The following is a 20,642-nucleotide window of genomic DNA, read 5'->3' on the forward strand; positions in this document are numbered from 1 at the left end:
CGGCGGGTGCTAAGGTCCGTCGTCAAAAGGGAAACAGCCCTAACCTACAGCTAAGGCCCCCAAATCGTATCTAAGTGGGAAAGCATGTGGGACTTCCAAAACAACCAGGAGGTTGGCTTAGAAGCAGCCATCCTTTAAAGAAAGCGTAACAGCTCACTGGTCTAAATAAGAGGTCCTGCGGCGAAGATGTAACGGGGCTCAAGATACGTGCCGAAGCTTAGGGTTCATCGTAAGATGAGCGGTAGCGGAGCGTTCCGTAAGCCTGTGAAGCCGAAGGGTAACCGACGGTGGAGGTATCGGAAGTGCGAATGCAGACATGAGTAGCGATAAAGAGGGTGAGATGCCCTCTCGCCGAAAGACCAAGGGTTCCTGCGCAAGGCTAATCCGCGCAGGGTGAGCCGGCCCCTAAGACGAGCCCGAAGGGGGTAGTCGATGGGAATGCGGTTAATATTCCGCAGCCTGGTGGTGTGTGACGGATCTCGTAAGTTGTATTCCCTTATCGGATTGGGAATGCTTCGAAGAGGTTCCAGGAAATAGCCCCACCGTATAGACCGTACCCGAAACCGACACAGGTGGTCTGGTAGAGTATACCAAGGCGCTTGAGAGAAGTGTACTGAAGGAACTCGGCAAATTGCCTCCGTACCTTCGGAAGAAGGAGGCCCTTATCGTGCGCAAGCACTTTAAGGGGGCACAGGCCAGGGGGTAGCGACTGTTTAGCAAAAACACAGGGCTCTGCTAAGTCGGCTTCAAGACGACGTATAGGGTCTGACGCCTGCCCGGTGCCTGAAGGTTAAGTGGAGGGGTGCAAGCTCCGAAATGAAGCCCAGGTAAACGGCGGCCGTAACTATAACGGTCCTAAGGTAGCGAAATTCCTTGTCGGGTAAGTTCCGACCTGCACGAATGGCGTAACGACTTCCCCACTGTCTCCAGTACATGCTCAGCGAAATTGAATTCTCCGTGAAGATGCGGAGTACCCGCGGTTAGACGGAAAGACCCCGTGCACCTTTACTGCAGCTTCAGAGTGGCAGTGGAGAACAACTGTGTAGAATAGGTGGGAGGCTTTGAAGCCCCGGCGCCAGCTGGGGTGGAGCCACCAAGTGAAATACCACCCTGTTGTTCTTTACTGTCTAACCACGCGCCGTTAGCCGGCGCTGGGACCCTCTGTGGCGGGTAGTTTGACTGGGGCGGTCGCCTCCTAAAGAGTAACGGAGGCGCGCGATGGTGGGCTCAGGACGGTTGGAAACCGTCTGTTAGAGTGCAATGGCATAAGCCCGCCTGACTGCGAGACTGACAAGTCGAGCAGAGACGAAAGTCGGTCATAGTGATCCGGTGGTCCCTCGTGGAAGGGCCATCGCTCAACGGATAAAAGGTACGCCGGGGATAACAGGCTGATAACCCCCAAGAGCTCATATCGACGGGGTTGTTTGGCACCTCGATGTCGGCTCATCACATCCTGGGGCTGGAGCAGGTCCCAAGGGTTTGGCTGTTCGCCAATTAAAGTGGTACGTGAGCTGGGTTCAGAACGTCGCGAGACAGTTTGGTCCCTATCTGCCGTGGGCGTCGAAATTTGAGAGGAGTTGACCCTAGTACGAGAGGACCGGGTTGAACATACCTCTGGTGGACCTGTCATCGTGCCAACGGTGCAGCAGGGTAGCTATGTATGGACGGGATAACCGCTGAAAGCATCTAAGCGGGAAGCCTCCCTCAAGATAAGATTTCTTAGAGCGGTCGAAGACCACGACCTTGATAGGCCGGATGTGGAAGCGCGGTAACGCGTGAAGCTAACCGGTCCTAATAGCTCTATTCGCGCTTGAGAATCCCACCATCAACGACAGTCTTGGACTGTCGCTGTGGCGGCTCTCAGTAGATATTATAAGTGCACGATTTCTAGAATTTCCTGCCCTCACAGGGCTCCATCGAAGTATCGCTTCGATGGGATTGCGCTGGCTCCATAGCTTGGTGGCCATAGCGTCTGTGACCCACCCGATCCCATCCCGAACTCGGCCGTGAAACCAGACAGCGCCGATGGTACTATTGCTTAAGCAATGGAAGAGTAGGTCGTCGCCAGGCTTTGAAGCCAGCGCACAGGAAAAACCCATTCACAAGTCTTCCTTCCAACAACATCGCTGGAAGGATGCTATTGGCGCGGGATGGAGCAGCCCGGTAGCTCGTCAGGCTCATAACCTGAAGGTCGCAGGTTCAAATCCTGCTCCCGCAACCAACGACATCATTCATAGCCCCCCAGCTTGTGCTGGGGGGCTATTGTCGTTTGGGCTTTGCCTAACTTGTGGGACATGCAGCCTAGTCATAAGGGCAACCCTTCCAGAGCGATCGAGCGCCGTTCGGGCTGCACTAATTCGATGCGCGCATTCAATCCGTTCAACTAAAGCCACAGCATTGAGATGCGCAGGATTGACGACACACCGATAGAGGCTGCGGTCTGTGATTGGGAAAAGCGGTTTCGCTCGGCCCGATCCCTAGTCTTTTCTCGCTCCGCTTGCCTCTTAATGGTCTGCGGGCAGGATAGAGTAACGACGCTGCAGAGCGACCTAGAATGGAAGGTGTCAATTTTAAGCGCCCGGCCCGCCGCATTCGGGCGGAAGAATTACGGCCGAGGCTCGGTTCCGGCAAGGCTTGAAGGTAACTTGTCCAACAGGTCTGCTGCGATGAACGCACGCGCCAGACCGTCGAGCTTGTCTGCTTCCGGCGTTTCCTGCTGCGCGACACGGCGCAAGGCGGCGGCCAGGCGGCCGTCGTAACGCTTGGCGAAGTTGCTGTCGTCGGCCGGCCCGCTGCCGCTGGCGTTCGGCTGACGCGGCGTCAGCAGGATGATGACCTGGTTGTTGAGCTTGCGGTTGATCTTGTTCTTGAACGCCAGGTTGAGGATAGGAATATCGCCAAGGCCCGGCACCTTGCTGGTCTCGCGCTCGTCTTCGCGCTCCACCAGCCCCGATAAAATCAGGGTTTCGCCAAACCGCATGCGGACATTGGCGGTGACGCTATTCGTTCCCGTCTGGATGCCCTGTTCCAGGTCCGCTTCTATTTCCGGCTGCAAAAACGATCGGCCGGCATCGACGGCCAGCAGCAACTCGTCATCCGAAAGAAAGGTCGGGGTCACCGCGAGTGAGACTCCGATCGCCTTTTCCTGCAATGTGCCGCTATATTGGCCGCTGACCGGAACGGTGATGGTCGCGCCCGAAAAGAATATGGATGGCGTGCGGTCCAGCGCGACCAGGGACGGGCGCGCCAGCACATCGGTCCGCAACGATCCATTGTCCAGGATATCGAGAAAATAAGAGAGGCCATTCGCCGGAAGGGAAATGGTGAGAAAATTAGGATAGGAAGTCGCCGTGCCGCCCGGCCGCTCTTCGCCCAGTCGAAGGCGGCCATTGGCGACGACTTGCAAAGTGTTCAGCAGATTTATGCCGCGGCTGTCGTTCGTTTCTTCCCGTTGGCGGACGATCACCGCCTCGATATAGGCCATGCGCGGCGGCTGCTGACCAGCACAGGGGCTGGGAAGAGGCGGCAAAGGCGATGGACCGATCGATCCGCTGTTGCCGCCATATTGGGAAAAGCTGCTGTTCTGGGACAAAGCCGGCTGATTGTCGCAAGTACGCCAGTCTGTCACAGCTGCCGATCCCTGCGATGAAGGCGTCCCCCCAACCTGAGGAATTGCCCCTTCAAGCGAGTACGCCGGCCCTTTAGGCGGCGCAGCGGCGACCAGGGACAAGGCGGCTGCATTTTGCCAATAAACGGCATCGCCTGCCGCCCTCGCAGCGCCCTCTACTCCTTGCAGCAATTGGGCGCCTTCCGGCAAATTGAGCGCGCTCAGTACGAAGCCGGATTTGAGGCGAGTCTCGTTATCAGGGGAGCCGCTTGCTTTTCGGGCGGCCCAAGCCGCAAGCGTGAAATCGCCGGCGCGCAGCCCGGTCAAACCAAGGTCGCCAAAGGCGCCTAGATCGCCCGATTGAACGGCGACATGTTCGGCCAGCAATTGCGCCGCAAGCTTGAAGCGTCCCACATGAGCGTAAAACCGGCCCAGTTCGAGCCTTGCCGTGGAAAGGCTCGGGTCGAGCTCCAGCGCCATTTCGTACGCGGCGGCGGCCGCTCGCCAATCGGCCTTCCGCCGCCCGATATAATCGGCGGCGAGAAGCCGTCCATAATTGAGGTGCAGGTTGGCATCTTGGGGCCTGCTCCGCAGTTGCGCGATCAGCGTTTTGCGCTGATGGTCAAGCGCCGGTTCCGAACCACGGACCGGGCGCCATTCCTGGAGACGAGGCTGTGCCCCTGCCGGTGGAGGGGAGCAAATGAGCCCGGCAATGGCCAGGAAAGGCCAGGCCCTCATTCTGCCGCTGCAGTCTTGCCCGCCCCCCAGCATGAAATCGACTTATTTGCTCGTGGCGGGCTGGATAGTGACGACCTGCGGCATACCTCTTGCAATCACGCTTCCCACAGTCGCGCCGTTGGCGACGAAAAGAATCGTCGTCTGAAAATCGACCACGAAATCACCGCCTTTACATTGCCCCTGTTCATTCAAATCGGTCAGCGCCTCGTTTATAAGGGCCATCACATCGACCGAATTGGTATCCCGCCACTTGACGGCTTCGTTCACCGATCCATCCACAATCAGCGGATAATTGGTGGGATAGGTGCGCGATTGCGGTTGATTGAACGGAAGGCTCAGCCAGCCTGAACGGCTATCGGCGACGCGCCATTGGAAATGAGTCTCGACCGGAATTTCGCCGATAGGTGTTAGCGTCATGGCCTTGTTGACGACTTGCACATAGTTGGTGCGTCCGACGCATCCCGCCATTGCGGGCGATGCGAGAGCCGGCATCGCGAGAAACGTTGCGGCCATGGCAAGCCGAGTGATGGTGTTATTTCTCACAGCATGTCCCCCTTTTAGACAGGCGAAGGCTATGCGCATTCCGACGGGTAAGCAACCAGCCTTTTGCGGTTTATCCAGGCCGCCCATTCGCCGGGGCGGATCGAAGAGCATGGTCTTCCGCCCGGATACGGACGGCGAGAATGGCGGCATTGAGGAGGCTGAACAGCAACGCCACCTGCCAAAGCCCGAAGGCCAAGGGCAGCACGGCGATCTCCCCCGCGACGACAAGATAATTGGGGTGCCGCACCAGCCGGAAGGGGCCGCGGGCGACCAAAGCCTCGCCCGGCACCACGATGATCCGCGTCGTCCAGCGCGCGCCGAGCGTCGCCAGCACCCATAGCCGCCCAGTCTGGAGAAGGAGGAAGAGGCCGATGAGCGGCCAGTTGACCGGCTGCCCCGGTGCCAGCCACCAAAGGCTCGCCAGCCATGCGGCATGGACGAGCACGATGAGGGGATAATGACCCGCGCCTTCTTCATGCGCGCCCCGTGCCAGCAAAGCGCGCGTGTTGCGGCGGGCGAGGACGAGTTCGCCCAGCCTTTGAAGCGTGACGAAGACGAGGATCGCCACGGCGACGGTCATGGCCGCCCGATCTCCAACGCGCTGGCGGTAAAGCCGGGGCCGAGGCTGAGGAGCAAGGCGCGTTCCGGCAAGTCCATCGCGAGCGCGCGTTCCAGCACGAACAGGACGGTTGGCGCGGACATGTTGCCATAATTATGCAGCACAGCCCGCTCATGATCCAGCGTGCCGGTGCCGAGGCCCAGGCTTTCTTCCAGCGCGGCGATGACCTTGGCGCCGCCGGGATGGCAGATGAAGCGGCCGATATCCCCGCGCGCGATGCCGATATTGCGGCATAAGGTGTCGATGCCACCGGCAAGGTTTGCGGCGACGAAAGGCGGAATGGCGCGATCGAAAATGACGCCGAGGCCGGTATCGTCGACGCTCCAGCCCATGATGCCCAACGTATCGGGCCACAGGAATTCGCTGCCTTCGCCGATCCGCGCCAGGCCGCCTCCTTCTCCGCAACGCAACACGCACGCGGCCGCGCCGTCGGCGAACAAGGCGGTGGCGACGATGTTCGCTTTGCTGAGCACGTCCAGCCGCATCGACAAGGAGCAGAGTTCGACCGTCACGAACAAGACGGTCTCGCCGGGTTGCGCGCGAGCGAGCCGTGCGGCGGTGGCAAGGCCAGTCACGCCGCCCGCGCAGCCAAGGCCGAAGATCGGCACGCGCTTGGCATCGGCGCGAAAACCCATCCGGCTGGAGACCCGCGCCTCGAGGCTGGGCGTTGCGACGCCCGTGGTGGAGACGGTGACGAGGGTGTCCACTTCGTCTGCATGCAGCCCAGCCTTGGCGAGGGCTGCCGAAGCCGCCTCGACGTACAGCGCCTCTCCTGCTTCGACATAAGCAGCGTTGCGCGCTTCCCAGCCTTGCGGACGTTCATACCAGTCGAGCGGTTGCGCGACGTGTCTTTTAGCGATGCCCGCATTGCCGAAAATCGGCGCCAGCCGTTCGAAGTGGGGCAGACGATGGCCGAACAGCCGCCGCGCCAATGCTTTCGCCTCATCCTGGATGAGGATGTGGGGCGGAACGGCGCTTGCCACGGACAGGAGGGCGACGTGCATCAATGGCCCCAGTCGACATTTTGGAAGAGAATGTGTCAAGGAGAGAACAAAGGCGCCGCTCAAAGGTTCGATGCGGCGTTTCATTCTAAGGAGACCGGAATGCACCCCTTTCTTCTCGCCTCCCTTTCCGCGCTCGCGCTCGTCGCTTGCAACAGCAGCAATGAAAGCGTCGCTTCCGGCAACAGCGCCGCGCCGGCGCCCGCGGCCCAGAATGGCCGGCCTTTCGCCGTCCAGCCGGTGGCCGATTTCGACGAGCCTTGGGCGATGACCTTTCTGCCGGACGGGCGTCTGCTGATCACCGAAAAAAAGGGGCAGTTGAAGCTGATGGGCGCCGATGGAAATATCGGTGCCGTCACCGGCACGCCGGAAGTCGCTTATGGCGGGCAGGGCGGTTTGGGCGATGTCGTCCTCCATCCCGATTTCGCCAACAATGCGCGCATTTACCTCAGCTGGGTCGAAGCAGGCGAAGGCGGCAAGGGCGCGGTCGTGGGCCGGGGAACCCTGGTTCTCGACAATCAGGGCGGCGGCCGCATCGACAATCTGGAGGTGATCTGGCGGCAGGAACCGAAGGTCAGCGGCAACGGCCATTTCTCCCACCGCATCGCCTTCTCGCCCGACGGCTATTTATTCATCACCAGCGGCGAGCGGCAGAAATTCGACCCGGCGCAGGATCTGAACCAGAATCTCGGCAAGGTCGTCCGCTTGACTGACGCGGGCGGCGTTCCGGGCGACAATCCCTTCTACGATCAGGGGCGGATCAAATCGCAAATCTGGTCCTATGGCCACCGCAACCTGCTCGGCATCGCCTTCGCGCCCGACGGCAAATTATGGACGCATGAAATGGGCCCGGCGGGCGGCGACGAGTTCAACCTGATCGAAAAAGGGTCGAATTACGGCTATCCGATCGTGTCGAACGGCAATCATTATGACGGCCGGGACATTCCCGATCATGCCACGCGGCCGGAATTCAATGCGCCGGAAGTCACCTGGAACCCCGTCATCTCCCCGGCCGGGCTCATCATCTATACCGGCGCGATGTTCCCGGCCTGGAAAGGCAATGCCTTTATCGGCGGCCTGTCCGGCAAAGCGCTCGTCCGCGTCGCGATCGACGGCACCCGCGCCCGGGAAGCCGAGCGCTGGGACATGGGCGCCCGCATCCGCGAGGTAGAGCAGGGACCGGACGGCGCGATCTTGCTCCTGGAGGATGGCGGACAAGAATCAGAGGGCCGCCTGTTGAGGCTCACCCCCGCATCCTAAAATTCATCTTGCATAAATTTGCATAGGCGTCATTCAGCCTTTTCTACCACCACAATATGGGCGGGGGTCCACATGCATTTACGTTATCTTGTTGCTGCAATTGGTATTTCCTGGAGCGCCATGGGCGCCGCGCAGGCGAATCAGGAACAGAATCATCCGTTCAAGATCGAGGCTCTTGCAAAATTTGAGGGCCCTTGGTCGATGACCTTCCTGCCGGGCACGAGCAAGGCTCTGGTGACCGAACAGTCCGGCAAGCTCTACCTTTGGGAAGAAGGCAAAGCCAAGATCGACGTCGCCGGCGTTCCGGCGGTCTGGTTCGCGGAGCATGGCGGTTTTGCCGACGTCATCGCGCATCCCAAATTTGCCGACAACAAGATCATCTATATGAGCTACGCGGAGCCGGGCGAAGCCGACACGCGGGGCACGGTGGTCGCGCGGGCAAAGCTCGTGACCAATGGCAATAGCGCGCGCCTGGAAGACGTGAAGGTCATTTGGCGGCAGGTTCCCAAGGTGACGGGCGGCGGCCAGTTCGGCGCGCGCATGGCTTTCTCTCCCGACGGCTACCTCTTCATTTCGAGCGGCGACCGCGTTAAGTTCGAGCCGGCCATCGATACGAGCGTCAATCTGGGCAAGATCATTCGCCTGACGGAGAATGGCGAGATCCCGGCCAGCAACCCCTATTACGGAACATCGCCGATCACGGCGCAGATCTGGTCGGTGGGACATCGCGATCCGCTCGGCCTCGCTTTCGATGCCGAAGGGCGGCTGTGGGAGCATGAAATGGGCCCCAAGGGCGGCGACGAGTTCAACCTGATCGAACGCAGCCGTTATTATGGCTGGCCGGTCGTGTCGAACGGCGATCATTATGACGGTCAGCCCATTGCGCGGCACAGCACCCGGACCGACTTCGTCGCACCCCAGATCACTTGGGACGACCTCGCCCCCGCGGGCCTCATGATCTATTCGGGCAACTTGTTCCCGCAGTGGAAGGGCAGCGCCTTCCTGGGCGGCCTTGCCGGGCAATCGATCGTCCGGGTCGAGCTCAACGGCGCGCAAGCGCGGCAAGCCGACCGCTGGGCCATGGGCGCCCGCATCCGGGAAGTGGAGCAGGGGCCGGAAGGCGCCATCTACGTCCTGGAAGACGGCCGTCACGGTTCCCAGGGACGGCTGCTTCGCCTGACGCCGAAGAAGTAAAACGCTTCCGCCGACCTATGCCCGCCGGTATCGGAAATACCACACTTCGTGGCCCTTCCGGCGGGCCTTCGCCTCATAACGGGTTTCCGGCCAGCCGCCGGGACGCATGAGAAAATCCGAAGCGCTTTCCGCGAGCCATTCGAAATCGGTCCGCTGGTTCATCACCATCATCGACCAGCGGCAGTAAGTCGGGTCGTCCGTCCCCAGCCTGAATTCGCCGCCCGGCGCGAGCTTGGCCGCGATGATGTCGAGCGGACCATGGTTCATCATGCGCCGCTTGGCGTGCCGCGCCTTGGGCCAGGGATCGGGATGGAGGAGGTAGACGAAGCGCAGCGACGCGTCGGGCAGCCGTTCCAGCACCCGCAGCGCATCGCCCATGTGGAGGCGGACATTGCCGAGCGCCTTGTCGCGCAGGTGGAGGAGCGCGCCGACGACGCCGTTCAGAAACGGTTCGCAGCCGATGAAGCCGTGATCGGGCAGCAAGTCCGCGCGATAGGCGAGATGCTCGCCGCTGCCGAAGCCGATTTCGAAATGGAGCGGACGATCGTCACCGAACAGGGACTGCGACGTAATCGGGCCTGCTTCCGGCACCGCGATGCGCGGGAGGAGGTCTTCAAGCAAGGCGGCCTGGCCCTGGCGCAATTTGTGGCCGGACCGGCGGCCATAGAGGCGGCGAATGGATGCGGGATCGGACATGCCGGTTCGTTAGCGGAGACAGCTTCTTGCGTCATGCTGAACTTGATTCAGGATCCATGAACACCGGCGAGGCAGGTTCTGCATCGGCGGTGTTCATGGACCCCGGATCAAGTCCGGGGTGACGACTTCTGGCAGTTAAAGCGCCGCCTTCAGCTTTTCGACGAGGTCGGTGCGTTCCCAGCTGAACAGGTCGCCTTCCGCCTTGCGGCCGAAATGGCCGTAGGCGGCGGTGCGGCTATAAATCGGCTTGTTGAGTCCGAGATGGGTGCGGATGCCCTTCGGGGTCAAACGCACCAGCTGCGGCAGCACGGCTTCGAGCTTCGCTTCATCGACCGTGCCCGTGCCGTGCGTGTCGACATAGACGGACAGCGGTTCGGCGACGCCGATCGCGTAGGACAGTTGGATGGTGCAGCGCTTGGCGAGACCCGCGGCCACCACATTCTTCGCGAGATAGCGCGCGACATAAGCGGCCGAGCGGTCGACCTTGGTCGGATCCTTGCCGCTGAACGCGCCGCCGCCATGCGGGGCCGCGCCGCCATAAGTGTCGACGATGATCTTGCGGCCGGTGAGGCCCGCGTCGCCGTCCGGACCGCCGATCTCGAAGCTGCCGGTCGGGTTGATGTGATAGACGGTTTCGTCCGACAGCAATGCGGCCGGAATGACGTCGGCGATGGCCTTCTTCACACAAGCGTGGAGTTCGGCTTCCTTGTCGCCTTCGTCATAGCCCCTGGCGTGCTGGGTCGACACGACGATCGTCGTCGCGGCGACCGGCTTGCCGTCCTCGAACTTCAGCGTGACCTGGCTCTTGGCGTCCGGCTCCAGGAAGGGCGCGGCGCCCGAATGGCGGTCGGCGGCCATCTTTTCGAGGATCTTGTGGCTGTAATAGAGGGTCGCGGGCATGAGGTCCGGCGTTTCGTCGCAAGCGAAACCGAACATGATGCCCTGATCGCCCGCGCCTTCATCCTTGTTGCCGCTTTCGTCGACGCCTTGCGCGATGTGTGCGGACTGGGGATGGAGGTTGTTCTCGAAGCGCAGCGTTTCCCAATGGAAACCGTCCTGTTCGTATCCGATCCGCTTGACCGTCGCGCGGGCGGCCTGTTCGACTTCTTCCTTGACGCCTGGCGCCCAATTGCCGGCTTCGTCCATGATGCCCTTGCCGCGGATCTCGCCGGCCAAAACGACCAATTGGGTGGTGGTCAAAGTCTCGCAGGCGATGCGCGCTTCCGGATCCTTGGACAGAAAGAGATCGACGATCGCGTCCGAAATCTGGTCGGCGACCTTGTCCGGATGACCTTCGGAAACCGATTCGGACGTGAAGATGTAATTGCTGCGCATCGTGAGAATGGGGCCTTTTGCTGAGCTTTGGACGCGAATTGCGGATATAAAGATATCCTTATGTCCGCCCTCTAACGGGCTTTCCGTGCAACTGCAATCGCGATGGCGGCGAGGAACAGCGCGACGAGGAGAGGGAGGATATTGCCGAGCCGAGCAAAGAGCGTCGGCGCCCGCGCCATGGGCAGCCGCGCGTCGATCGCACCCGCCGTGCCGACAGGAAGGCTCGACAGGATCCGACCGCTGGCGTCGATCACGGCGGAAATGCCGGTGGGGGTGGCGCGCAGGACCGGTAGCCCTTCCTCCAATGCCCGCAACCGCGCTTGCGCCAGATGCTGGGGCGGGCCCCAGGCGCCGAACCAGGCGTCGTTCGACGGATTGAACAGGAAGGCGGGACGATGCGCGCGGTCGACCACCTGGCCGGAAAAGATGATCTCGTAGCAAAGCTGGAAACCGGCCGGTCCGACGCCGGGAATAGCGATCGTCTGCGCGCCCGGCCCGGGCTGGAAATCGACATCGCCGGGCGCGAGGCGGGACAGGCCGATGGCCGATAGGATCGGCCGCATCGGGAGATATTCGCCATAAGGCACGAGATGCGCCTTGTCGTAGCGCGCGAGAATGTCGCCGTCGCTGTTCAGCGCGAAGATGGAATTGGTGGCGCTCGTCACTTTCTTGCCGTCGGGAGCCTGAAAGGTGACGCCGCCGGTCAGCAGCACGTCGTTGGGCCCGATCGAGCGGGCGACGCGCTGCCGCAGGCGCAGGATATAGCGTTGCAGGAAGGGGTAGGCGCGGCCGTCCTGCAATTGTTCGGTCACCGCCGCTTCCGGCCAAAGCAGCAGACGCGGCTTATCCGACGGCCGTCCCGAAAGGGATTGAATAAGGGCGAGATTGCGGTCGGAGACGTCCTCCTTCCACTTGTCGGCCTGACTGATATTGGGCTGCACGATGCGAATGGCCATGGCATCGGCCGCAATGGTCGCGCGCGGCTGAAGAGCGAGAATGGCGGCCAGCAAGGCGATCGGGGCAACCACGGCCAGCACGGATTTCAAATGGCGTTCGGCGAGCAGGAACAAGGCGCCCGACAGCAAGACCGCCATTCCCGACAAGCCGTACGTGCCGATCAGCGTCGCGAGCGCGGCGACCGGCGTTTCCAGCAGCACGATGCCGATTGGGTTCCAGGCAAAGCCGGTGAACAGGGTCGCCCGCAACCATTCCGTCACGATCCACGCGGCCGCGAAGACCAGAACCAGGCGCAGCGGATCGCTCCGCCCCCACCGCCAGGCAAGACCCGCCGCCGCCGCCGGATAGATGGCGAGGTAGAGCGAGAGGAGAATGACGGCGACCCAGCCGAGCCAGACGGGCATCGCGGCCTGGAAGGTGAAGGCGGTCGCGATCCAGTTGAGGCCGAGCACGAAATTGCCGGCCCCGAACCACCAGCCACGGGCCAGAGCGCTGCGCAAAGTGGGCGCTGTCCGGACCAGCCACATCAGGATCGCGAGCGCGATCAGCATGAGCGGGGCAAGGCCGAGCGGCTCGAAACCGCTGGCGCCGACGAGCCCCGCAACAAAGGCATAGCCCCAGGCTATCTTGCATCCCGGCGCAGGCCGAAACCCAGCTTCACCTTCTTTCTGGGCTCCGGCCTGCGCCGGAGCACTAGATTTGAGCATGTCCATAATGGCCGTTAAGGTAGAGGAGAGGGTCTATATCGTCCCTAACGGTGACATGTTCCACCACGCCGATGAAGATGCTGTGGGTGCCGAACGGATGGTGGTCGATCCGGCGGCAGAGAAGGGACGCCTGCGCGTCCTCCAGCCGGGGCGGATGGGCAGGGTCAAGTTCCCAGCCTTCTGCGAAGCGCAGATGCTGCTGCTGCCGGTCGGCGAACATGGCGGCGAAATGCCGTTGGTCGGCGTGGAGCACGTTGACGCCGAAATGCGACACGTCCTCGAGCGGGCTGTGCAGGGCGGCGGCGCGGTTGATGCAGACGAGCAGGCTCGGCGGGTCCATCGACAGGGACGACATGGCCGTCGCGGTAATGCCCATCGGCTGTCCATCGACGCAGACGGTGATGACGTTCACCGTCGATGCGACGCGGCGCATCGCCTGGCGGAAGGAATCGACTAAGGTTGGATCGGCACCGTCCATGGGCCCTTCCCTTGCCCGCTCCGGCGCCCGATAGGCAAGCGGCAATATCCTGCTATGGCGCGAGGCCATGAGCCGGTATGACATCATCATCGTCGGGGCGGGCCATGGCGGCGCCCAGGCGGCCATCTATCTGCGCCAATGGGGCTTTGCAGGCAGCATCGCGCTGATCGGCGACGAGCCGGAGCTCCCCTATGAGCGACCGCCCCTTTCCAAGGATTATCTGGCGGGCGAGAAGCCGTTCGAGCGCATCCTGATCCGGCCGGCGGCTTTCTGGGACGAGAGGAGCATTACGCTCCTGCCTTCCACGCGGATCGCCGCGGTCGATCCGGCCGCGAAGACCGTGGCCGCGGCCGATGGCCGTTCCTTTGGTTATAGTATCTTGATCTGGGCGACTGGCGGTACGCCCAAACGGCTCGGCTGTCGGGGCGAAAGCCTGGGGGGCGTCCACTTCATCCGCAATCGCGCCGAAGTTGACGCCATGACGGCGGAGATGGAAGCCGTCCGGCAGATCGTGGTCATTGGCGGCGGCTATATCGGTCTCGAAGCGGCGGCCGTCCTGCGGAAGCTCGGCAAATCGGTGACCTTGCTGGAGGCGCAAGACCGTGTCCTGTCCCGCGTGGCGGGCGAGGCGGTTTCGCGCTTCTACGAGGCCGAGCATCGCGCGCAGGGCGTCGATATCCGCCTCAACGCAGGCGTTGCGGCGATCGAGGGGGAGGGCCGCGTGTGCGGCGTGCGTCTGGTCGATGGCACCTTGCTGTCCGCCGAGATGGTGATCGTGGGGATTGGCATCGACGCGGCGGCCGCGCCGCTTCAAGCGTCCGGTATTGCGGGTGTGAACGGGGTCGATGTCGACGTCTTTTGCCGCACGAGCGATCCCGCCATCTACGCGATCGGCGATTGCGCGGCGCACGAAAATGCCTTTGCGGGCGGCATGCGGCTCCGTGTGGAATCGGTGCAGAACGCGCACGATCAGGCCGCTTGCGCGGTCAAGGCGATCCTCGGGCAGCCGGAACCGTACCGCGCCGTGCCCTGGTTCTGGTCCAATCAATATGACCTCAGATTGCAGACGGTCGGCCTGTCGGTGGGAGACGATCAGACCATATTGCGCGGCGTCCCCGCGAGCCGGAGCTTCTCGCTCCTCTATCTACGCAAAGGACGAGTGATCGCCCTCGACTGCGTCAATGCCACGAAGGATTACGTGCAGGGTCGCAAGCTGGTCGAGGCTGGCGCGATGATCGATCCGGGACGGCTAGCCGATACGAACGTGCCGTTGAAGGAAATGTTCTAAAAGCCCTCTCCCTCGATGGGAGGGGCTTAAGTGCGCTCGGAAAATCCAGCCAGCATCTCGCACACCCAGCGACCGGCTGTGAGCGCAGTGATGTCGCTGACATCCAGCCCCGGATCGAATTCGGTGAGGTCGGCGAGCTTCACTTTCCTGTGCCCGCCCACCCAGCGCGCCGCTTCGAAGAACATGTCGACCGGCATCCCGCCCGGCCGTGCGCCCGGAGCGCCGGGGCATTGGGCGCGGTCGATCACGTCGATGTCGAAATCGACCATCAGGGCCGGGCAGTGGCTGAGGCGGACGAAAGCATCTTCCAGCACGTCGACGATGCCGCGCTTCTTGACGTCCGAGATGGTGATGACGCCAATCCCCTCTTCCTTGGCCGTGCGGTGCATCGCGGCCGTGTTGGCATAAGGCGCGAGGCCGATCTGAACGATGTTGCGGCCGGGCAGGCCGTCCTCCAGCAGGCAGCGGATCGGATTGCCGTTGCGCGGGCCCTCATCCGTGCCGCGCAGGTCGAAATGGGCGTCGAGGGTGATGAGGCCCACCTGGCTGAGCGGCAGGCCGAGGCCATGGGCGGCGGGCCGGGTCACCGCATTGTTGCCGCCGATCACGAGGGTGAGGGCGTGAGATGCCGTGCAATGCGCCGCATGATCCCGCACCGGCGCGAAGGCATCCGCCGGCATCAGCTCGGCGACCGGCGCATCGCCTTTGTCGGCGATCCTGACCGCCAGCTCCCGGCCCGTTTCGACATCGTAGGTGCTGAACCGTTTGAGCGTCTCCCGTACCACGCGCGGCGCATCGGCGCAGCGGCCCGGCGTGACGGAGCCGAGGCCAAGCGGCGCGCCCATCAGCGCGACGTCGCCCGTTCCGGTGGTGAACAGGTCGGTGATGCGAGGCCAGGAAGATGTGCTCATGGGCTTTGCCTTATAACGCCGCCGTGCCAATAGGCGAGGCCATGTGGGACCGCATCCTCGTCAACTGCAACATCGCCACGATGGATCCATCCGTCCAGGGACCGTTCGGCGCGGTCGAGGATGCGATGATCGCCATCGACAGCGGCAGGATCGCGCGGGTCGGGCGCCGGATCGAGATGGCGGGCTTTCAGGCCAAACAGGTCGACAATCTTGGTGGCGCCTGGGTGACGCCGGGGCTGATTGACTGCCACACCCACCTCGTCTTCGGCGGCAACCGCGCGCACGAATATGAAATGCGGCTGCAAGGCGCGACCTATGAAGAGATTGCCAAAGCGGGCGGAGGCATTGTCTCGACCGTCGCCGCGACGCGCGGCGCGAGCGAGGCGGAGCTTGTCGAGGCCGCCCGCCCGCGCCTCCAGGCCCTGATGAAGGGCGGCGTCACCACGGCCGAGATCAAGTCGGGCTACGGCCTCGACACGGAAACCGAGCTGAAATTGCTTCGTGCAGCCCGGGCGTTGGGCGAGAGTGAGAAGGTGCGGGTTAGCCCGACCTTGCTCGCACTCCACGCTTTGCCCCCGGAATATCGCGAACGCCGCGACGATTTCGTGAGGATCGCGGTGGAGGAAATGCTGCCCGCCGCCGCAAACGAGGGTCTGGCGACAGCCGTGGATGCCTTTGCCGAAGGAATCGGCTTTACGATTGATGAGGTGCGGGCGTTGTTCGATGCCGCCAAGGCAAACGGCCTGCCGGTGAAGCTGCACGCCGAGCAGCTCTCCAATCTCGGTGGCACGGCTATGGCGGCGTCCTATGGCGCGCTCTCCGCCGATCATCTGGAACATGCCGACGAAGCGGGTATCGCGGCGATGGCGCAGGCGGGGATGGTCGCGGTGCTGCTGCCTGGCGCCTTCTACGCGTTGCGCGAGACCAAGGCGCCGCCAGTCGACCTGCTGCGCAAGTATAAGGTGCCGATGGCCGTGGCGACGGACTGCAATCCGGGGACTTCGCCCGTCTTGTCGCCGACCCTCATGCTCAACATGGCGACCACGCTCTTCCGCCTGACCCCGGAGGAAGCGCTGGCGGGCATGACGGTACATGCCGCGAAGGCGCTGGGCTTGGCTGATGAAATCGGCACGGTAAGCGCGGGCAAGGCCGCCGACCTCTGCGTCTGGCGCGTGAACCGCCCGGCCGAGCTTTGCTATTGGATAGGCTTGCCCGGCCCCGAACGGCGGATCGTGGCTGGAGAAGATGCCTAATCCGGGCTTGCATAAATAAATCCGTTCGTGTCGAGCGAAGTCGAGACACGCTTCTCGACTTCGCTCGACACGAACGGACATTAGGTAGAGAGTGGATGCAGAACAGACGCGATAATAGCCGCCATATCGCGGCGCCGACCGGGCCGGAGATCAGCGCGAAGCACTGGACCACCGAAGCGGCCATGCGGATGCTGATGAACAATCTCGATCCGCGCGTGGCCGAGGCGCCGGAGGAACTGGTCGTCTATGGCGGCATCGGCCGGGCGGCGCGCGACTGGGACAGCTATGACCGGATCGTCGAGACGCTGAAGCGGTTGGAAGAGGATCAAACCCTGCTCATCCAATCCGGCAAGCCCGTCGGCGTCTTCCCGACCCACAAGGATGCCCCGCGCGTCCTCCTCGCCAATTCGAACCTCGTGCCGCATTGGGCGACCTGGGATCATTTCAACGAACTCGATCGCAAGGGCCTGATGATGTACGGCCAGATGACGGCCGGGTCGTGGATTTATATCGGTACCCAGGGCATCGTTCAGGGCACCTACGAAACCTTCGTCGAAATGGGTCGCCAGCATTATGGCGGCGACCTTTCCGGCAGATGGATTTTGACCGCGGGCCTTGGCGGCATGGGCGGCGCACAGCCTTTGGCGGCGGTGATGGCGGGCGCGCATTGCATCGCCATCGAATGCCAGGAAAGCCGTATCCAGAAGCGGCTCGAGACCCGCTATCTCGACTATCGCGCGGGCACGATCGATGAAGCGTTGGCGATCATCGCCAAAGCCGACAAGCCCATCTCAGTCGGCGTGCTCGGCAATGCGGCGGAAATCCTGCCCGACATGGTGAAACGCGGCATCCGCCCGGATGCGCTCACCGACCAGACCTCTGCCCACGATCCGGTGAATGGCTATCTCCCCATCGGCTGGAGTGTCGAGAAATGGACCCAGATGCGGGAGAAAGATCCCAAGACTGTCGAACGTGAGGCGCGGGCGTCCATGGCCGTCCATGTCGAAGCGATGCTCGCCTATCGCAATATGGGCGTCCCGACCTTCGACTATGGCAACAATATCCGGCAGATGGCGAAGGATGAGGGCGTGACGCACGCCTTTGACTTTCCGGGCTTTGTCCCGGCCTATGTCCGCCCGCTCTTCTGCCGAGGCATTGGCCCCTTCCGCTGGGCGGCGCTCTCCGGCGATCCAGAAGACATTTACAAGACCGACGAGAAAGTGAAAGAGCTGATCCCGGACGATCCGCACCTCCACCGCTGGCTCGACATGGCCCGCGAACGGATCGCCTTCCAGGGGCTTCCGGCGCGCATCTGTTGGGTGGGCCTCGGGCTTCGCGACAAGCTCGGCCTCGCTTTCAACGAAATGGTGGCCAACGGTGAGCTCAAGGCCCCCATCGTCATCGGCCGCGACCATCTCGATTCCGGCTCGGTCGCCTCGCCCAATCGCGAAACGGAGGCGATGAAGGACGGATCGGACGCAGTGTCCGACTGGCCCTTGCTCAACGCCCTGCTCAACACCGCGTCCGGTGCGACCTGGGTGTCTCTCCACCATGGCGGCGGCGTCGGCATGGGCTATTCGCAGCATAGCGGCATGGTGATCGTCGCCGACGGTACGGAGGATGCCGCCCGCCGCCTGAAACGGGTTTTGTGGAACGACCCGGGCACCGGCGTCATGCGCCACGCCGATGCGGGCTATGACATCGCCATCGATTGCGCCCGCGAACAGGGCCTCGATTTGCCGATGATCGGAGCGGGCGGATGATTACGCTTCGCCCCGGCTCCGTCACTTTGTCCGAACTGCGCGCCATCTGGACCGGCGCCCCCGTTGCGCTGGACGAAGGCGCCTATGTCCGCATCGACGCGGCGGCCGATAATATCGCGAAGATCGTGGCGTCGGGCCGAACGGTTTATGGCGTGAATACCGGCTTCGGCCTGCTCGCCCAGACCCGCATTCCGGACGACCGGCTGGCGGAGCTTCAGACCAACCTCATCCTCTCGCACAGCTGCGGGCTCGGCGAGGCGCTGGAGCCGCGCATCGTGCGCCTGATCCTGGCGCTGAAGGTGATCGGCCTCGCGCGTGGCCATTCGGGCGTCAGGCGGATCGTGGTGGACCGGCTGCTGAAGCTGCTCGAAGCCGATGCGCTGCCCGTCATTCCGGCCCAGGGTTCGGTGGGCGCTTCGGGCGACCTCGCGCCGCTCGCCCATATGAGCGCGGCTTTGCTCGGCGAAGGGCAGATTTTGCTGAAGGGCGAATTGCTTGCATCCCGCGACGCCCTCGCGAAGATCGGGATCGAGCCGCTGCAGCTTGGGCCGAAGGAAGGCCTTGCCCTCATCAACGGCACGCAGGCGTCCACGGCCATCGCGCTCGATGCCTTATTCACAGGACAGCGCGTGTTTGAAGCGGCTCTGATCGCGGGGGCAATGTCGGTCGATGCGCTGAAAGGCACGAATGCCGCCTTCGATCCCCGCATCCATGAGGTGCGCGGCCAGCCGGGGCAGATCGCGGTGGCGGCCACGCTCAAATCGCTGCTCGAAGGCAGCGCCATCCGGCAATCGCACGCGGCCTGCACGAAGGTGCAGGATCCTTACAGCTTCCGCTGCCAGCCCCAGGTGATGGGCGCGTCGCTCGATCTCCTCCGCAATGCCGCGCGGACGCTGGAGATCGAGGCGAATGCGGTGACCGACAATCCGCTTCTCTTTGGCGAGGACGCAATTTCGGGCGGCAATTTCCATGCCCAGCCGGTCGCCTTCGCCGCCGACATGACCGCCATGGCATTGTGCGAGGTTGGGTCGATCAGCGAGCGGCGCGTGGCGGTCCTCGTCGATCCCAAGATGAGCGGCCTCCCCGCCTTTCTTGTCGAGGATAGCGGCGTCAATTCGGGCTTCATGATCGCACAGGTGACTGCGGCGGCCCTCGTGTCGGAGAACAAGACCCAGGCCTTCCCGTCCAGCATCGATTCGATCCCGACCTCCGCCAATCAGGAAGACCATGTCTCCATGGCGACGGCGGGCGCGCGCAAGGCGGGGCGGATCGCGCGCAACGCGGCGGGCGTGATCGGCGTCGAATTGCTCGCCGCGGCGCAGGGCGTGGATTTCCATGCGCCGGATACCTCCTCGCCGGTGCTGGAAAAAGCCAAAGCCACGATCCGCGTGGATGTGCCTTTCTATGCCAAGGACCGCTATTTCGCGACCGATCTCGCCTGGGTTCAGGATGCGGTGCTCGCAGGGCAGTTCGCGTTACCGGAAGGCCCCCCTTTGTGGTGAGCGCGCCCGGATGCTGGACCGCCATCGTCCTTGCGGGCCAGCGGCAGGGTGAAAATGTCTTTGCCCGTAATCACGGCGTGCAGTTGAAAGCGCTGATCCCGGTCGGCGGGCGGCCGATGGTTGCGCGCGTGATCGAAGCCTTGCGGGCCGCGCCTTCGGTCGGCGACATCATCATCCTTGCTCAGGAGCCCGATCGGCTGGCGACGGTCCTGCCCGGCGATTCCCGCATCCGCATGGCGCGTTCGCAGGGAGGAATTGCCCAGTCGATCCGTGCGGTCGCGGGGAAGGATGCACCCTTTCCGGTGCTGGTCGTCACCGCCGACCATGCGCTGCTGACGGCGGAGATGATCGAGACCTTTCTACGGGGGAGCGGCGGAGACGTGTCGGCCGCTTTGGTCGATCGCAAGGTGGTCGAGGCCGCCTATCCCGAGACCCGGCGCACCTGGCTGCGCTTTTCGGATGGCGACTATAGCGGCGCCAATCTCTTCGCGCTGACGGGCGAGAAAGCCTATGCCGCGCTCGATCTTTGGTCGGGGGTCGAAAAGGACAGGAAGAAAGCGCTGAAACTGCTGACCTCCTTCGGACCGGTTCTTGCCGTCCGGGCGCTGACCCGGACCATTTCGCTAGACAAGGCGCTTGCGGCTTTGGGTAAAAAGGTGGGTGTCGAGGCCAGGGCGGTGCGCCTCCCATTCGCTGAAGCGGCGATCGATGTGGACAAGGAAGAGGATCTCGAGCTGGTCGAGGCGATATTGAAGCGTCGATAGTGGCCACCACTAAACCGCTTGTCGCC

16 protein-coding genes, 1 tRNA gene and 2 rRNA genes (1 of these 19 cut by a window edge) are annotated in these 20,642 nt (G+C 63.0%); 10 read left to right on the forward strand and 9 right to left on the reverse strand.

Features of this window, described 5'->3' with window-relative positions; genetic code table 11:
* The 3 genes from IC614_RS10560 to IC614_RS10570 form a co-directional block, all read left to right on the forward strand.
* A 23S ribosomal RNA gene (locus IC614_RS10560) occupies positions 1–1,815 on the forward strand; it begins 978 nt to the left of the window's first position.
* Between the two features lie 140 nt (positions 1,816–1,955).
* Positions 1,956–2,070: ribosomal RNA gene (rrf, locus tag IC614_RS10565) — 5S ribosomal RNA — on the forward strand.
* A 74-nt stretch (positions 2,071–2,144) separates the two neighbouring features.
* Positions 2,145–2,221 (forward strand) — tRNA-Met (locus IC614_RS10570).
* A gap of 384 nt (positions 2,222–2,605) precedes the next feature.
* On the opposite strand, the gene IC614_RS10575 is transcribed toward IC614_RS10570, so the two are convergent.
* The 4 genes from IC614_RS10575 to IC614_RS10590 all read right to left on the reverse strand — a co-directional run bounded on the left by IC614_RS10575 (position 2,606) and on the right by IC614_RS10590 (position 6,511).
* The gene (locus tag IC614_RS10575) at positions 2,606–4,345 is read right to left on the reverse strand and encodes a type II secretion system protein GspD (protein WP_200971388.1); all 1,740 of its coding nucleotides are present in this window, start codon (positions 4,343–4,345) and stop codon (positions 2,606–2,608) included.
* Between the two features lie 42 nt (positions 4,346–4,387).
* A complete protein-coding gene (locus IC614_RS10580; protein WP_207791113.1) occupies positions 4,388–4,858 on the reverse strand; it encodes a hypothetical protein in 471 nt (156 codons plus the stop codon).
* Between the two features lie 100 nt (positions 4,859–4,958).
* Positions 4,959–5,468: an isoprenylcysteine carboxyl methyltransferase family protein gene (locus tag IC614_RS10585; protein ID WP_200971391.1), complete on the reverse strand. Its 510-nt coding sequence runs from the start codon at positions 5,466–5,468 to the stop codon at positions 4,959–4,961.
* A complete protein-coding gene (locus IC614_RS10590; RefSeq protein ID WP_226372640.1) occupies positions 5,465–6,511 on the reverse strand; it encodes a type III polyketide synthase in 1,047 nt (348 codons plus the stop codon). Before IC614_RS10590 ends, IC614_RS10585 begins: the two co-directional genes overlap by 4 nt.
* A 99-nt stretch (positions 6,512–6,610) precedes the next feature.
* Between IC614_RS10590 and IC614_RS10595 the strand changes: the two genes are divergently transcribed.
* Together IC614_RS10595 and IC614_RS10600 are read left to right on the forward strand one after the other, a co-directional pair.
* On the forward strand, positions 6,611–7,768 hold the full coding sequence (locus IC614_RS10595; RefSeq protein ID WP_200971393.1) for a PQQ-dependent sugar dehydrogenase: 1,158 nt from the start codon (positions 6,611–6,613) through the stop codon (positions 7,766–7,768).
* 120 nt (positions 7,769–7,888) lie between these two features.
* The gene (locus tag IC614_RS10600) at positions 7,889–8,962 is read left to right on the forward strand and encodes a PQQ-dependent sugar dehydrogenase (protein WP_226372641.1); all 1,074 of its coding nucleotides are present in this window, start codon (positions 7,889–7,891) and stop codon (positions 8,960–8,962) included.
* Between the two features lie 15 nt (positions 8,963–8,977).
* On the opposite strand, the gene trmB is transcribed toward IC614_RS10600, so the two are convergent.
* The 4 genes from trmB to IC614_RS10620 form a co-directional block, all read right to left on the reverse strand.
* Positions 8,978–9,658, reverse strand: a complete 681-nt coding sequence (trmB, locus tag IC614_RS10605; protein ID WP_200971395.1) for a tRNA (guanine(46)-N(7))-methyltransferase TrmB — start codon at positions 9,656–9,658, stop codon at positions 8,978–8,980.
* 135 nt (positions 9,659–9,793) lie between these two features.
* The gene (gene metK, locus IC614_RS10610) at positions 9,794–10,993 is read right to left on the reverse strand and encodes a methionine adenosyltransferase (protein WP_200971396.1); all 1,200 of its coding nucleotides are present in this window, start codon (positions 10,991–10,993) and stop codon (positions 9,794–9,796) included.
* A 71-nt stretch (positions 10,994–11,064) separates the two neighbouring features.
* Positions 11,065–12,657, reverse strand: a complete 1,593-nt coding sequence (lnt, locus tag IC614_RS10615) for an apolipoprotein N-acyltransferase (protein WP_200971397.1) — start codon at positions 12,655–12,657, stop codon at positions 11,065–11,067.
* On the reverse strand, positions 12,644–13,135 hold the full coding sequence (locus tag IC614_RS10620) for a flavin reductase family protein (protein ID WP_200971398.1): 492 nt from the start codon (positions 13,133–13,135) through the stop codon (positions 12,644–12,646). Before IC614_RS10620 ends, lnt begins: the two co-directional genes overlap by 14 nt.
* A gap of 67 nt (positions 13,136–13,202) precedes the next feature.
* Here IC614_RS10620 and IC614_RS10625 point away from each other — a divergent pair, with 67 nt between their 5' ends.
* Complete coding sequence (locus IC614_RS10625) at positions 13,203–14,423, forward strand: NAD(P)/FAD-dependent oxidoreductase (RefSeq protein ID WP_200971400.1); 1,221 nt, start codon at positions 13,203–13,205, stop codon at positions 14,421–14,423.
* Positions 14,424–14,449: 26 nt separating this feature from the next.
* Here IC614_RS10625 and IC614_RS10630 read toward each other — a convergent pair whose 3' ends face one another.
* Positions 14,450–15,334: an arginase family protein gene (locus IC614_RS10630; protein WP_200971402.1), complete on the reverse strand. Its 885-nt coding sequence runs from the start codon at positions 15,332–15,334 to the stop codon at positions 14,450–14,452.
* A gap of 41 nt (positions 15,335–15,375) precedes the next feature.
* Here IC614_RS10630 and hutI point away from each other — a divergent pair, with 41 nt between their 5' ends.
* The 4 genes from hutI to IC614_RS10650 all read left to right on the forward strand — a co-directional run bounded on the left by hutI (position 15,376) and on the right by IC614_RS10650 (position 20,616).
* The gene (gene hutI, locus IC614_RS10635) at positions 15,376–16,587 is read left to right on the forward strand and encodes an imidazolonepropionase (protein ID WP_200971404.1); all 1,212 of its coding nucleotides are present in this window, start codon (positions 15,376–15,378) and stop codon (positions 16,585–16,587) included.
* Between the two features lie 95 nt (positions 16,588–16,682).
* Entirely contained in the window at positions 16,683–18,350 is a 1,668-nt protein-coding gene (hutU, locus tag IC614_RS10640; RefSeq protein ID WP_200971405.1) for a urocanate hydratase, read from the forward strand.
* Positions 18,347–19,852: a histidine ammonia-lyase gene (hutH, locus tag IC614_RS10645; protein WP_200971407.1), complete on the forward strand. Its 1,506-nt coding sequence runs from the start codon at positions 18,347–18,349 to the stop codon at positions 19,850–19,852. Before hutU ends, hutH begins: the two co-directional genes overlap by 4 nt.
* A complete protein-coding gene (locus tag IC614_RS10650) occupies positions 19,849–20,616 on the forward strand; it encodes a nucleotidyltransferase family protein (RefSeq protein WP_200973198.1) in 768 nt (255 codons plus the stop codon). Before hutH ends, IC614_RS10650 begins: the two co-directional genes overlap by 4 nt.
* The last annotated feature ends 26 nt before the right edge of the window (positions 20,617–20,642 follow it).

Origin of the sequence: Sphingosinicella flava (assembly GCF_016025255.1) — a bacterium.
GTDB lineage: Bacteria > Pseudomonadota > Alphaproteobacteria > Sphingomonadales > Sphingomonadaceae > Allosphingosinicella > Allosphingosinicella flava.

Coding starts and splice junctions, on each gene's coding strand:
- IC614_RS10625 (WP_200971400.1), top strand. CDS start 13,203: ATGAGCCGGTATGACATCATCATCGTCGGGGCGGGCCATGGCGGCGCC.
- IC614_RS10600 (WP_226372641.1), top strand. CDS start 7,889: ATGGGCGCCGCGCAGGCGAATCAGGAACAGAATCATCCGTTCAAGATC.
- IC614_RS10590 (WP_226372640.1), bottom strand. CDS start 6,511: ATGCACGTCGCCCTCCTGTCCGTGGCAAGCGCCGTTCCGCCCCACATC.
- hutH (WP_200971407.1), top strand. CDS start 18,347: ATGATTACGCTTCGCCCCGGCTCCGTCACTTTGTCCGAACTGCGCGCC.
- IC614_RS10630 (WP_200971402.1), bottom strand. CDS start 15,334: ATGAGCACATCTTCCTGGCCTCGCATCACCGACCTGTTCACCACCGGA.
- hutI (WP_200971404.1), top strand. CDS start 15,376: ATGTGGGACCGCATCCTCGTCAACTGCAACATCGCCACGATGGATCCA.
- IC614_RS10585 (WP_200971391.1), bottom strand. CDS start 5,468: ATGACCGTCGCCGTGGCGATCCTCGTCTTCGTCACGCTTCAAAGGCTG.
- trmB (WP_200971395.1), bottom strand. CDS start 9,658: ATGTCCGATCCCGCATCCATTCGCCGCCTCTATGGCCGCCGGTCCGGC.
- lnt (WP_200971397.1), bottom strand. CDS start 12,657: ATGCTCAAATCTAGTGCTCCGGCGCAGGCCGGAGCCCAGAAAGAAGGT.
- IC614_RS10595 (WP_200971393.1), top strand. CDS start 6,611: ATGCACCCCTTTCTTCTCGCCTCCCTTTCCGCGCTCGCGCTCGTCGCT.
- hutU (WP_200971405.1), top strand. CDS start 16,683: ATGCAGAACAGACGCGATAATAGCCGCCATATCGCGGCGCCGACCGGG.
- IC614_RS10620 (WP_200971398.1), bottom strand. CDS start 13,135: ATGGACGGTGCCGATCCAACCTTAGTCGATTCCTTCCGCCAGGCGATG.
- IC614_RS10575 (WP_200971388.1), bottom strand. CDS start 4,345: ATGAGGGCCTGGCCTTTCCTGGCCATTGCCGGGCTCATTTGCTCCCCT.
- IC614_RS10580 (WP_207791113.1), bottom strand. CDS start 4,858: ATGGCCGCAACGTTTCTCGCGATGCCGGCTCTCGCATCGCCCGCAATG.
- metK (WP_200971396.1), bottom strand. CDS start 10,993: ATGCGCAGCAATTACATCTTCACGTCCGAATCGGTTTCCGAAGGTCAT.